Origin of the sequence: Methylobacterium ajmalii, assembly GCF_016613415.1 — a bacterium.
Taxonomy (GTDB): Bacteria; Pseudomonadota; Alphaproteobacteria; order Rhizobiales; family Beijerinckiaceae; genus Methylobacterium; species Methylobacterium ajmalii.
In genome coordinates this window covers 1-12,659 of sequence record NZ_JACWCT010000092.1, presented here as the reverse complement: position 1 = coordinate 12,659, position 12,659 = coordinate 1, and the positions used below count along the sequence as shown (strand labels likewise).

The following is a 12,659-nucleotide window of genomic DNA, read 5'->3' as shown; positions in this document are numbered from 1 at the left end:
GCGCATCGAGGGCCGGCACCAGGGCGTCGAGCAGGGTGCGGTCGCCGGGCTTCGCCCCGCCATGCGCCTGGAGCCGCGCCGCACCGGCGGTGAGCGCGGCGGGCCAGCCCGCACCCTCCGCCAGGGCCGAGCCGGTGGCGGCGAAGAAGATCGACATCAGCACCCCGCTCGACCCGCCGGCCACCCGGGCGAGGCGGTCGGACAGCGCGTGGCACAGGGCGGCGGGCTCGGCCTGGGGCAGCCGGTCGCGCTCGGCCAGCACCGCCCGGGCGGCGGTCGCGAAGGTGGTGCCGGTATCGCCGTCCCCGACCCGGGCGTCGAGGGCGTTGAGGTCGGCCTCGGCCGCCGCCAGCGCCGTGCAGACCGCCGTGATCGCCCCGGCCACGGTCGGATCGTGCGAGGGCACAGGCTCCTGACCCTGCCGCGCGAGGCGATCGGGCAGGGGGCGCGTCGCGGGCGCGACCACCGGCACCGCGAGCGGCCAGGCCGGGGCGTCGGTCGCGGCCGTCAGCGCCGCCTCCGTGTCGGCGTCGAGGGGCATCAGCGAGAGCGAGGCGCCGTGCATGTCGAGCGCCGTCATCGCGGCGGCAGGCCCGAGGAGGAGGCGCACCCGGGCGCCGAGGGTCGTGGCCAGCACCGCCCGGGCGAGGACCTGCATCTCCAGCGCCGTGGTACCGCCGAGGTTGTTCACCAGGAGGGCGAGGGGGCCTTCCGCCGGCAGGGTCCCGGCGAGGCGCGCGGTCATCAGCCCGGCGAGGTCGGCGGCCGGTGGCAGGGCGATGCGTTCGATGCCGGGCTCGCCGTGGATGCCGAGGCCGAGCTCGGCCTCGCCGGGGGCGAGGCGGGATTCGGCCGTCCCGCCCGGCAGGGTGCAGCCCGAGACCGCGATGCCGAGGGAGCGGATCCCGGCGGCGGCGGCCCGCGCGGCGGCCGCCACCTCGGCGAGCGGGCGGCCGGCTTCGGCGGCGTGGCCCGCCACCTTGTGGACGAGGAGCGTGCCGGCGATGCCGCGGGGCTGCGCCGCGCCGGGGATCGCGACGTCGTCGGCGACCGTGACCGTCTCGACCGCGAGGCCGAGGGCCCGGGCCCGCTCGGCGGCGAGCCCGAAGTTCAGCCGGTCGCCGGCGTAGTTCTTGATGATGAGAAGGCATCCCGCCGGCCCGGTCACCGCCAGGATCCCGGCCAGCACCGCATCGACCGAGGGCGAGGCGAACACGTCGCCGCAGATTGCCGCGGTGAGGAGGCCGCGCCCGACGAAGCCCGCATGGGCTGGCTCGTGGCCCGCGCCGCCGCCGGAGACGAGGGCGACCCGGTTCGCCGTCCAGCCGGCCCGCAGCACGACGCGGATCGCCGGATCGCCGTCGAGCCGGGCGAGACGCCCGCCGCTGGCGCGCACGAGGCCGTCCACCGCCTCCGTCACCAGGGCGGCGCGGTCGTTGATGAAGTGGGCCATCCGGTCGGTCCTCCCCTGGCGGCGCACGGTCGGGGCGCGGCAGCCAGGGCCGATCCTGCCAAAAGCGTGGCCCATCCGCCATCACCGGGGCGCATCCGCGCGGCGGGCCCCGAACGGCTTTGCCGAATCCGCCGCGCCGAGCGATAAGACGCGAACCCTCCGGGCCGGCGCGTCCCTCGCGCCCACGTCTCTGCGCGGCGCCCGCAATCGGCCCTCGACCCTCACCGGGGCCATCACGCGGCGGCGCGAGCCCGCTTCCCAAGGTGCCCGAAGTCCCAGGTGAACGCCGCGACGCCGATGAGTGACCCCTTTGCGTTCCTGGCCGGCGGCGGCCGCGCGGCCGAGATGATCCGCGCGCGCGACTGGACCGGCCACCCGCTCGGGGGCCCAGAGACCTGGCCGGACTCCCTGCGCACCGCCGTCAGCCTGATCCTGAACTCGCCCGAGAGCATGATCCTGGCCTGGGGGCCGGATCTCCACTTCTTCTTCAACGAGACCTACTTCCCGCTGCTCGGCCCCCGCCTCGACTGGGCGATGGGCGAGCGGTTCGACCGCGTCTGGGCCGACGGCTGGGACCAGGCCAGGCCCATCATCGAGGACGCCTTCGCGGGGCGCAGCCGCCGTTTCGTCGACCTGCCCTGGAAGCTCGACACCGACCGGGGCGAGGCCGACACCTGGTGGACCTTCTCCTATTCGCGGGTCCTCGACGGGGAGGGCCGTGTCGCGGGTCTCTTCATCCTCACCAACGAGACCACCGCGCAGGTGACCGCGACGCGCCGGCTGCGCGAGAGCGAGGCGCTCGCCCGGCAGAACATCGAGCGGGTCCAGCTCGCCCTGTCGGCCGGCGCGATCATCGGCACCTGGTTCTGGGACCTGCCGACCGACCGCTTCACCGTCGACGAGGCCTTCGCCCGCAGCTTCGGCCTCGATCCGGTGCTCGGCCGGGAGGGCCTGAGCCTGGAGCAGGTGATCGAGACCGTGCACCCGGACGACCGGGCCGGCCTGATCGCGGCGATCGACGCGGTGGTGATCCGCGGCGGCGCCTACGCGCACCAGTACCGCACCCGACGGGCCGACGGGCACTACTACTGGCTGGAGGCGAACGGGCGGGTCGACCACGCGCCCGACGGCACGCCGCTGAGCTTCCCGGGCGTCCTCATCGACGTGAACGAGCGCCGCGCCGTCGCGGCCGAGCGCGACCGCGCCACCACGATGCTGCGGGCCCTGACCGAGACGCTGGAGCAGCGCGTCGCCGCGCAGACCGCCGAGCTGATGCGGGCCGAGGAGGCCCTGCGCCAGTCGCAGAAGATGGAGGCGGTGGGCCAGCTCACCGGGGGCCTCGCCCACGACTTCAACAACCTGCTGGCCGGCATCTCGGGCTCGCTCGAGCTGATGCAGGCGCGCCTGCAGCAGGGCCGGCTCAAGGAGGTCGACCGCTACGTCGCCGCCGCGCAGGACGCCACGCGCCGCGCCGCGGCGCTGACCCACCGGCTGCTGGCGTTCTCGCGCCGCCAGACGCTCGATCCGCGCCCCACCGACGTCAACCGCCTGGTCGCCGGCATGGAGGAGCTGATCCGCCGCACCGTCGGCCCGGCGATCGAGATCGCTGTCTCCGGGCCCGCCGATCTCTGGACCGTCCTCGTCGATCCGCCCCAGCTCGAGAACGCACTCCTCAACCTCTGCATCAACGCCCGCGACGCGATGCCGGACGGCGGGCGGATCGGGATCGAGACCGGTCATCTGAGCCTCGACGAGGCCGCCGCCCGCGCGCACGAGATGCCGCCGGGCGACTACCTGTCGCTCGCCGTCGCCGATACCGGCACCGGCATGGCGCCCGAGGTGGTGCGGCGCGCCTTCGACCCGTTCTTCACCACGAAGCCCATCGGCCAGGGCACGGGCCTCGGCCTCTCGATGATCTACGGCTTCACCCAGCAATCGGGCGGGCAGGTGCGGATCGCCTCGGAGGTCGGGCGCGGCACCGCCGTGACGCTCCTCCTGCCGCGCCACCACGGCGCCTCGGAGGCCGAGGCCGTGCGGGCGCCCCGGCGGGAGGCGCCCCGGGCCGAGCGCGGCGAGACCGTGCTGATCGTCGACGACGAACCGACCGTACGGATGCTGGTGACCGAGGTGCTGGAGGATCTCGGCTACACGGCGATCGAGGCGGCCGACGGCGCGGCCGGCCTGCGCGTGCTGCAATCGGACGCCCGCATCGACCTCCTCGTCACCGATGTCGGCCTGCCCGGCGGGATGAACGGTCGCCAGATGGCGGATGCCGGCCGGGCGCTGCGGCCGGGCCTCAAGGTGCTGTTCATCACCGGCTACGCCGAGAACGCGGCGCTGGGCACCGGCCAGCTCGAGCCCGGCACCGCGGTGCTGACCAAGCCCTTCGTAGTCGAGGCGCTCGCGCTGCGCATCCGCCGGATGATCGAGCAGGGCTGATACAACCTCCGGATGATGATGTTCGGAAGTCGTCCCGTGCCACCGCGCGGTGGAGCCGTCGTCCCCGCGGCCCCGAGCGAAGCCGACGTGTCGCATAGCCACGCGCGTGCGCAGCAAACGCCGAGCGATCGCCGGGCGATCGATCGGACATTGCAGGGCCGCGGGCCGGCGCGGGGCTGCTCCTTCGTCATAACATGTTAAGTCCGATCTGATTGAACGCGAGGCAACCCAAAGAAGCCTGGGACGCCCGCATGTTCGCTTCCGCCCGTCGCTCCGGCACCGCCGCCAAGCTGGATGCCATCGAGCGATCCCAGGCCACCGTGGCGTTCGACCTCGACGGCCGGATCCTTGAGGCGAACGGCAATTTCCTGGGGCTGATGGGCTACGGACTGGAGGAGGTGCGCGGCCGCCACCACCGCCTGTTCGTCGATCCCGCCGAGGCGGCGGAGCCCGCCTACGCGGCGTTCTGGGCGTCCCTGCGCCGGGGCGAGTTCCAGAGCGCCGAGTACCGGCGGCTCGCCAAGGGCGGGCGCGAGGTCTGGATCCGCGCCAGCTACAACCCGGTGCTCGACGCCCGCGGCCGGCCGATCCGGATCGTCAAGTTCGCCCTCGACATCACCGCCGAGAAGCAGGCGGCGATCGATTCCGCCGGACAGATCACCGCCATCAACCGCTCGCAGGCGGTGATCCACTTCGCTCCCGACGGGACGATCCTCGACGCCAACCCGCTCTTCCTTACGGCGATGGGCTACGACCTCGCCGAGGTGCGCGGCCGCCACCACCGCCTGTTCGTGACCGAGGCGGAGGCCGCCTCGCCGGCCTACCGCGAGTTCTGGGCCGGCCTCGCCCGCGGCGAGTACCACGGCGGCGAATTCAAGCGGCGGGGCAAGGACGGCGGCGACGTCTGGATCCAGGCGACCTACAACCCGATCCTCGACGCGACCGGGCGCACGCTCAAGATCGTCAAGTACGCCACCGACATCACGGCGGCCAAGCAGCACGCCGCCGACACCGCGGGCAAGATCGAGGCGGCGCTCCGCTCCCAGGCGGTGATCGAGTTCGCCATGGACGGCACCATCCTGGAGGCCAACGGCCACTTCCTGAAGGCGATGGGCTACGGCCTCGACGAGATCGTCGGGCGCCACCACCGCATTTTCGTGTCGCCCGACCAGGCGGCGAGCCCGGGCTACGCCGAGTTCTGGGCCGGGCTGCGCGCCGGGCGCTACGCCTCCGCGGTGTTCCAGCGGCTCGGCAAGGGCGGCCGGGAGGTGTGGATCCAGGCGACCTACACGCCGGTCCTCGACATCGACGGGCGGCCCTGCAAGGTGATCAAGTTCGCCACCGACGTCACCCACAGCATGACCGTGCGGGCGCGGGCGATCGCGGCGGCCGAGCGGACCCTGAGCCGGGTCCAGGCGGTGTCGGTCGCCACCGAGGAGATGCACCGGACCTCGACGGCGATCGCGACCCAGATGGACCGGTCGCGCCACGCGGTCGACGAGATCCAGGAGCGGATGGGTGCGGCCGGGACCGCCACCGGGCGGCTCGACGAGGCCGCCCAGGCGATGAACGGCGTCGTCGAGGCGATCACCGCCATCGCCGAGCAGATCAACCTGCTGGCGCTCAACGCCACCATCGAGGCGGCGCGGGCGGGGGCGGCGGGCCGGGGCTTCGCCGTGGTGGCCTCCGAGGTGAAGAACCTCGCCGGGCAGGCCCGGGCGGCGACCGACCGGATCTCGGGCGAGATCGGCGCGATGCAGGTGGTGTCGCGGGAGGTCGCCGAGGCGCTCGGCTCGATCCGCGGCGCGGTCGACGCCGTGCAGGGCTTCATCGCCGAGACGACGTCCGCCAGCGAGCGCCAGCGCGCGACGACCGGCGAGGTCAGCCACAACGTCCAGACCACGGCGGCCGGCGTCGCCGACCTCGCCGGAAGCCTCGACGAATGGCTGGTCGGCGTCGAGGAGCGGCGGATCGGAGACAGGGTGCGGACCTCGAAGCCCGGAGAGGTCACGGTGCCGGCGGGTCCGGGCCCGGAGGAGACCCTTCCCTGCATCCTGCTCAACCTCTCGGAGACGGGCGCCAAGCTCGGCCTCGCCCGGCCCCTGCGACTGCCGGCCCGGATTCTGCTCCGGATCGAGGGCGGACCGGCACGACCCTGCGAGGTCGTGCGCCAGCACGGCGTCGAGATCGGCGTGCGTTTCATGGCTTGAATGCCGGAGGGAATCCGATCGGCGAGGTGTTTCACACCGAAAAATATCCGATTAGCCGGCTATACGTGATGATCGGTGCGGCATCGTAGCAGGCATCCGACAGATCGTGTCATCTCCCGACCGGCCCCGCGAGGGCCGCGACGACACTAGGGAGCAACACGATGCCTACGCCCGCCCGCGACGCAGTCGCGGTGGAGGATGCCAGCCTCACCGCCTTCTACCGCGACATGACCCCGCCGGAGCGCCACACCTTCTGGGCCTGCGCCGCCGGCTGGGCCCTCGACGGCATGGACTTCATGATCTACCCGCTGGTGATCGGCACGATCATCAAGCTGTGGAGCGTCGATGCGGGCACGGCCGGGCTCGCCGCCACCGTGACCCTGCTCGCCTCGGCGCTCGGCGGCTGGCTCGCCGGCTACCTCGCCGACCGGATCGGGCGGGTCCTGACGCTCCAGATCACCATCCTGTGGTTCTCGTTCTTCTCCCTGCTCTGCGCCTTCGCGCAGGATTTCTCGCAGTTGCTCATCGCCCGCGCGCTGCTGGGCCTCGGCTTCGGCGGCGAGTGGGCGGCGGGCGCCGTGCTGATGGGCGAGACCATCCGGGCGCAGTATCGCGGCCGTGCCGTCGGCTCGGTGCAATCGGGCTGGGCCATCGGCTGGGGTATGGCGGTCCTGTCCCAGGCCGTCCTGTTCTCGGTGCTGCCGCCCGAGACCGCCTGGCGCTGGATGTTCGTGATCGGGGCCGCCCCCGCCCTCCTGGTCTTCTACCTGCGCCGCTACGTCGAGGAGCCGCGGGTCGCCGTCGAGAGCCGGGCCCGGGCCGCCGCCACCGGCGACCGTCCGGCGATCTGGGAGATCTTTTCCGGTCAGCTCCTGCGCACCACCATCCTCGCCTCGCTGATGTCGGCGGGCTGCCAGGGCGGCTACTACGCCATCACGACCTGGCTGCCGCGCTTCCTCACCACCGAGCGCGGCCTGTCGATCGTGTCCTCGACCGGCTACCTCGCCGCCCTGATCGTCGGATCCTTTGCCGGCTATCTCGCTGGAGCCTGGCTTGCCGATCGCCTCGGGCGCCGGCCCCTGTTCCTGATCTTCTCGCTCGGTGCCGTCGCGGTGATCCTGGTCTACACGCAGCTCCCGCTCTCGAACGCGGTCCTGTGGGTGCTGGGCTTCCCTCTCGGCTTCTTCGCCTCGGGCTACTTCTCGGGCATGGGCGCGTTCCTGACCGAGCTCTATCCGACGCGCCTGCGCGGCTCGGGCCAGGGCTTCTGCTACAATTTCGGCCGCGGGATCGGCGCGCTGTTCCCCGCGCTCGTGGGCTATCTCTCGGCGAGCATGAGCCTGGCGAGCGCCATCGCGATCTTCGCGGCCGCCGCCTACGGGGTGTTCTTCCTCACGGCCTACGCTCTGCCCGAGACCCGCGGGAAGGTGCTGCACGCCGATGGCTGAGATCCGCGACTGTCCCGGGCCCGCCCCGCATCCGCGCGGACCCACCCGGTTCACCGTGCCGGCGGGCGCGGTCGACACCCACGCCCACGTCATCGGCCTGCCGCCGGCCTATCCCTTCGTGGCCGCCCGCAGCTACACGCCGCCGCAGGCCGCGGCGGGATCCTACCTCGCCATGCTCGACGCCACCGGCATGACGCATGGCGTGCTGATCCAGGTCAGCGTCCACGGCACCGACAACCGGCTGATGGTCGAGACCCTGCGGGCGCATCCGCGGCGCCTGCGCGGCATCGCGGTCGTCCCGCTCGGGCTGCCCGAGACGGAGCTGGCCTCGCTCAAGGAGGCCGGCGTGGTAGGGCTTCGCCTCAACGTGCTCTATGGCGGCGGGGTCGGCTTCGAGGCGGTGGAGGCCTACGGCGCGCTCTGTCGCGAGATGGGCTGGCACCTGCAGTTCCTGATCGACGCGCGCAGCCTGCCGCCGCTCGCCGGGCGCCTGTCCAGGCTGCCGGTGCCGTTCTGCATCGACCATATGGGCCATTTTCCGACCTCCTGCGGGGTCGGGGACGAGGGCTTCCGCACCCTCGTGTCGCTCGTGCGCGACGGCGCCTGGGTCAAGCTCTCGGGCGCCTACCGCAACTCCGTCGCCGGCCCGCCCTATGCCGACACGGTGCCGTTCGCCCGCGCGCTCCATCAGGCGGCGCCGGAGCGCTGCGTCTGGGGCTCGGACTGGCCGCACGTCGCGCATTGGGGGCCGATGATGAATGTCCGCGACCTCCTCGACCTCCTGGCCGAGTGGGTGCCCGACGAGGCCGACCGGCACCGGGTGCTGGTGGAGAATCCGGCCCGGCTCTACGGGTTCTGAGCGGCCGGGCGGACGTCGCGACGTCCGCCCCGTCCTCCGTCGGATCCTGCTACGGCCGCGGCCAGCCCAGCAGCCGCCCCGGGGCGAAGGGCGCCACCGGCACCGACGGCGTGCGGCCGGTGGCGAGGTCGGCGACGAGGCGGCCGGTGATCGGGCCGGTCGAGAGGCCGATATGGCCGTGGCCGAAGGCGAAGATCAGGCCCTGGTGGCGCGGGGCGGGTCCGATCACCGGCAGGCCGTCGGGGGTCGAGGGGCGCGAGCCGAGCCAGGGCCGGTTGTCGAGGGGCTGGCCGAGGCGCACCGTGCCGGCGGCCTCCTTCGCCGCCGCCTCGATCTGGCGGTAATCCGGCTCGGCATGGCGGTCGGCGACCTCGACGCCGGAGAGCACCCGCACCCGGCCCTCGCCCATCGGCGACAGGATCGAGGCGGCGCCGGTGTCGTAGACCGGCCGGGTCAGGGCCGGGCTGCCGGGCTGGAGCGCGTAGTGGCGGTGATAGCCGCGCTCGGCCGCGAAGGCGAAGCGGTAGCCGAGCGGGCGCGACAGTTCGTTGGCCGCCGCGCCCGTCGCCAGCACGACCCGGCGCGCCCGCACCGTGCCGCCCGGATGGACGACCCGCCAACCCTCCGCCTCGGGCTCGAGCCGGGACACGGTGGTGCGCAGGATCCGGCCGCCGAGGCCGGCAAACAGCTTTTCGCTCGCCTCGACCAGCCCGCCCGGATCGCCGACGGCGCCGGTCTCCGGCAGCAGCATCGCCCGGGCGAAGGGGCGGATCAGCGCCGGCTCCAGGGCCTGGATGCTCGCTCCGTCATGGATCTCGAACGGCACGCCGTGATGGGCGAGGATCTCGCGCTCGAGGGCCGCGCCCGCGAAGGCCTCTTCCGTGCGGTAGAGCTTCACCCAGCCGCTCTCGCGCAGCAGGTGGGGCACGCCGGCCCGGTCGGCGAGGCGGCGGTGCTCGGGATAGGCGGCATCGGTGAGCGGCGCGAGCGCCGCGGCGGCCCGGCGCCAGGCCGAGGTGCGGGCGCTCGCCAGGAAATGCGCCGCCCAGGGCATCACCCGCAGGAGGTGGAGGTGGCGCAGCCGCAGGCCCGCATCGGCGTTGCGCAGGTAGGCCGGCAGCTTGCCCCACAGGGCCGGGCTCGACATCGGGAAGATCGAGCCGCGGCTGACCACGCCGGCATTGCCGTAGGAGGTGCGGGCCCGGGCCTCGCCCGGATCGCACAAGACCACGTCGAGGCCGCTGTCCTTGAGCGCGATGGCGGAGGACAGCCCCACCATGCCGCCGCCGACCACCACGATGTCGGCCGTCCGTTCGTCCTGCTGCATCACTCGCCGTCTCGTATCGGTCAGTGGGGGAGGCCCGCGAGGTCGCGCACCGTGCCGAGGAGCACCCGCGTCGCCGCGTCGGCATCCTCCAGGGTGATCGACTCGGCGGGGTTGTGGCTGATGCCGCCGCGGCAGCGCACGAACAGCATCGCGGAGGGGCCGAGCGCCGCCATCGCCACCGCGTCGTGGGTGGCGCCCGACGGCAGCCGCAGCGGCGCGAAGCCGAGGTCCCGCGCCGCCCGGTCGAGGGCGGCCTGCAGGCCGGGATCGAGGCCGACCGCGGGATTGTCCATGAAGGTCTCGCTCGTGAATCCCACCCCGCGGCGCCCCGCGATCGCCCGGCACTCGGCCTGGATCGCCGCGAACAGGCCGTGGCGGTCGGGGTCGACCGGCGAGCGCACGTCGAGGCTGAAATCGACCTGGCCCGCGATCACGTTGACGGCGCCGGGCACCACCGCGAGCGCCCCCACCGTGGCGACGGTCCCGGGCATGCCCTCGCTCAGGCGCTCGACCGCGAGCGTCATCTCGGCGGCGGCCGCGAGCGCGTCGCGGCGCATTCCCATCGGCACCGTGCCTGCGTGGTTGGCCTCTCCCGTCACGGTGCAGCGCGCCCGGGTCAGGCCGGCGATGGCCGAGACCACGCCGACCGGCTGCACGGCCGCCTCGAGCGCCGGGCCCTGCTCGATATGGACCTCGAGGTAGCCGGCGACCGCCTCCGGGCGCCGGGCGAGCGCCGGGATCCCGTCCGGGTCGCCGCCGAACGTCACCAGCGCCTCGCGCAAGGTGAGGCCGGCGGCGTCGCGGCCCTCCAGCCACTCGGACCGGTACTGGCCGGCCCACGCCTTCGAGGTCGAGAGCGAGGTCGGGAAGCGCACGTTCTCCTCGTCGCCAAAGGCCACCACCTCGAGGGCGAAGGGCAGGGCCGCGCCGCGCAATTCCTCCGCGACGACCAGGGCCGCCGCGACCCCGAGGGGGCCGTCGTAGCGGCCGGCATCGACCACGCTGTCGATGTGCGAGCCGAGCACCAGAGCCGGCAGGCCGGGCTCGCGGCCCTCGACCCGCCCGACCACGGTGCCTGCGGCGTCGATCCGGGCCGAGAGCCCCGCCGCCCGCATCAGGCCGAGCACCGCGTCCGCCGTCGCCCGGTGGGCCGGCGAGAGGTAGAGCCGGGTCAGGCGGCCGGGCTCGTCGGTGTGGCGGGCGAGGTCGTCGATCAGCGCCATCACGCGGGCGCCGAGGCGGGGGCTGATCTCGGTCATGCGGTCGCGACCCTTCGGGCGGAAACCACGGGGGTATGCAGGGACGGTGCCGCGGAAGGCAACCGGCCGCGCCCGGCCGTCCCGGAATTCGTCAGCCGGCTTGCGGCTCCTCCGGGGTGTCGTCGCCCCCGGAACGGTCCTTCCGCGCCGCCTTGCGCCGGGCCTCGCGCCGCAGCGGCCCGGCGACCGGGCAGACCTCCTGCACCAGGGCACCGAGCTTGTTGACCAGGCTGTCCTCGACCAGGCTGTACTCGATCCGGTTGCCGTGGCGCGCGCCAACGATCAGCCCGGCCGCCGACAGGATCGAGAGGTGGCCCGACAGCGACGGCTTCGAGATCTCGAACCGCGCCGCGATCTCCCCGGCGCTCAGCGGGCCGGCCGACAGGTAGGCGAGAATCTTGCGCCGGACCGGCGACACCAGCGCCTCCGCCATCACCTGCAGGCCGTCCGACAACTTAGTCTCCTGCCTAATTAGACCGTTGACAAAATAGCAGCCCTCCCCACCCTGTGCAATTTAGGCGACAGCCTAAACAGGAGGCGGCGATGGCGGGGTCGGGTGTCGGGGCGGGCGGGCTCGCGCGGGACTACGCCGCGGCGCGCCGCGAGGCGGAGATCCTGGCCGGGGGCACGGGCGACCTCGCCCAGCGGGCCCTGGCCTACCACCACCTCTTCCGCCACTCCGGCGGGCACCACGCCTTCCCGCTGCTCGCCGCGCACGGCGCGCTCTGGGCCCGGGGCTACTTCGCCTGGGGCGCCCGGGCCGGCGCGGCGCTCTCGCTCGGCGCCCTGCACCGGCCGGCCCTGCGCCGGGCCCGGCTCGCCGGCCTCGCGGGTTTCGCGGAGGCGTTTCGAGCGATCAACCGGCGGGTCTTCGTCGAGGTCTATGCGAGCTACCGATTCACCCTGGCCCACGGCGAGCGGGCCGGCGCCGAGGCCCATGTCGATCCGGTGCTCCTCGACGCGCTCAACCGCTGCCACCATGCCGGGCGGCGGATGACGGCGCTCGGCCCGGACGAGCGGGCGCACCTGTTCGAGACGTTCTTCCGCTGGGAACAGCGCATGGTGGTGGCCCCGGCGGTCGCGGCGGCGGCGGCGGGCTTCGCCTGGGAGCCGGTACGGCGCCTGGCGCTGCGCCCCGCGATCCGCTTCGCCTACATGCCGCGCCGGGACACGCTGCACTTCGCCGATTTCGCCGACACCGACGAGCGGATCGAGAAGGGCCTGCGCGCCTTCGCACTCGCCGAGGCGGCCGGCTGGAGCACGGTCGAGGCGCGGCTGTCGCGCTACGGCGCGCTTCCGGCCGGCTTTTTCGCAGCGGCCGGCACCGCCTTCCACGCCACCCGGGCGCGCCTCGTCGCGGCCGAGGCCGGTAGCGTGCCTCAGCCGGCGTGACGCACCGGGCCGTCGAGGGGCGCGAGGGCGTCCGGCACGGCGTCGGGCGGGTGCAGGCGCGCGAGGGCGCGGGCGAGGCCGGCGAGATCCGGCACCGTGTCACGGCCGTCGCCGAACAGGGCCGCATCGAGGGCGGCGAGACGCGGACCGGTGCCGGGATCGGCCCGCCAGAGGGCCGCGCGCGCCGGATCGCGGCGGGCAACCTCGCCGAGGGCCGCATGGAAGGCCCGCGGGTCGCGCCACCGGCCGGCCCGGGCCAGTGCCCGCAGGGC

General features: G+C 73.9%; 9 protein-coding genes and 1 pseudogene. 5 read left to right on the top strand and 5 right to left on the bottom strand.

The features are described from left to right. The coding region (locus HPY23_RS17735; protein WP_200649657.1) for a dihydroxyacetone kinase subunit DhaK at positions 1-1,453 on the bottom strand (1,453 nt) is incomplete at its 3' end. A gap of 297 nt (positions 1,454-1,750) precedes the next feature. Here HPY23_RS17735 and HPY23_RS17730 point away from each other — a divergent pair. The 4 genes from HPY23_RS17730 to HPY23_RS17715 all read left to right on the top strand — a co-directional run bounded on the left by HPY23_RS17730 (position 1,751) and on the right by HPY23_RS17715 (position 8,409). After that, positions 1,751-3,892, top strand: a complete 2,142-nt coding sequence (locus HPY23_RS17730; RefSeq protein WP_091883253.1) for a hybrid sensor histidine kinase/response regulator — start codon at positions 1,751-1,753, stop codon at positions 3,890-3,892. Positions 3,893-4,143: 251 nt separating this feature from the next. Next, positions 4,144-6,102: a methyl-accepting chemotaxis protein gene (locus tag HPY23_RS17725; protein WP_091882888.1), complete on the top strand. Its 1,959-nt coding sequence runs from the start codon at positions 4,144-4,146 to the stop codon at positions 6,100-6,102. Positions 6,103-6,263: 161 nt separating this feature from the next. Then, positions 6,264-7,550 (top strand): MFS transporter, encoded by a 1,287-nt coding sequence (locus tag HPY23_RS17720; RefSeq protein ID WP_091882884.1) that lies wholly within the window; start codon positions 6,264-6,266, stop codon positions 7,548-7,550. After that, entirely contained in the window at positions 7,543-8,409 is an 867-nt protein-coding gene (locus HPY23_RS17715) for an amidohydrolase family protein (RefSeq protein ID WP_060845295.1), read from the top strand. The genes HPY23_RS17720 and HPY23_RS17715 overlap by 8 nt, the downstream gene beginning before the upstream one ends. A gap of 49 nt (positions 8,410-8,458) precedes the next feature. On the opposite strand, the gene HPY23_RS17710 is transcribed toward HPY23_RS17715, so the two are convergent. The 3 genes from HPY23_RS17710 to HPY23_RS17700 form a co-directional block, all read right to left on the bottom strand. Further along, a complete protein-coding gene (locus HPY23_RS17710) occupies positions 8,459-9,736 on the bottom strand; it encodes an NAD(P)/FAD-dependent oxidoreductase (protein ID WP_091882880.1) in 1,278 nt (425 codons plus the stop codon). A gap of 20 nt (positions 9,737-9,756) precedes the next feature. Next, positions 9,757-10,995, bottom strand: a complete 1,239-nt coding sequence (locus HPY23_RS17705; protein WP_091882877.1) for an allantoate amidohydrolase — start codon at positions 10,993-10,995, stop codon at positions 9,757-9,759. A 91-nt stretch (positions 10,996-11,086) separates the two neighbouring features. Next, the gene (locus HPY23_RS17700; protein WP_236012440.1) at positions 11,087-11,449 is read right to left on the bottom strand and encodes a metalloregulator ArsR/SmtB family transcription factor; all 363 of its coding nucleotides are present in this window, start codon (positions 11,447-11,449) and stop codon (positions 11,087-11,089) included. 89 nt (positions 11,450-11,538) lie between these two features. Between HPY23_RS17700 and HPY23_RS17695 the strand changes: the two genes are divergently transcribed. Then, complete coding sequence (locus HPY23_RS17695) at positions 11,539-12,387, top strand: hypothetical protein (RefSeq protein WP_091882874.1); 849 nt, start codon at positions 11,539-11,541, stop codon at positions 12,385-12,387. On the opposite strand, the pseudogene HPY23_RS17690 reads toward HPY23_RS17695, so the two are convergent. Next, positions 12,375-12,659, bottom strand: a pseudogene (locus HPY23_RS17690) (hypothetical protein); the annotation flags it as partial. The gene HPY23_RS17695 and the pseudogene HPY23_RS17690 sit on opposite strands and share 13 nt — an antisense overlap.

Coding starts and splice junctions, on each gene's coding strand:
- HPY23_RS17720 (WP_091882884.1), top strand. CDS start 6,264: ATGCCTACGCCCGCCCGCGACGCAGTCGCGGTGGAGGATGCCAGCCTC.
- HPY23_RS17710 (WP_091882880.1), bottom strand. CDS start 9,736: ATGCAGCAGGACGAACGGACGGCCGACATCGTGGTGGTCGGCGGCGGC.
- HPY23_RS17725 (WP_091882888.1), top strand. CDS start 4,144: ATGTTCGCTTCCGCCCGTCGCTCCGGCACCGCCGCCAAGCTGGATGCC.
- HPY23_RS17695 (WP_091882874.1), top strand. CDS start 11,539: ATGGCGGGGTCGGGTGTCGGGGCGGGCGGGCTCGCGCGGGACTACGCC.
- HPY23_RS17705 (WP_091882877.1), bottom strand. CDS start 10,995: ATGACCGAGATCAGCCCCCGCCTCGGCGCCCGCGTGATGGCGCTGATC.
- HPY23_RS17715 (WP_060845295.1), top strand. CDS start 7,543: ATGGCTGAGATCCGCGACTGTCCCGGGCCCGCCCCGCATCCGCGCGGA.
- HPY23_RS17730 (WP_091883253.1), top strand. CDS start 1,751: ATGAGTGACCCCTTTGCGTTCCTGGCCGGCGGCGGCCGCGCGGCCGAG.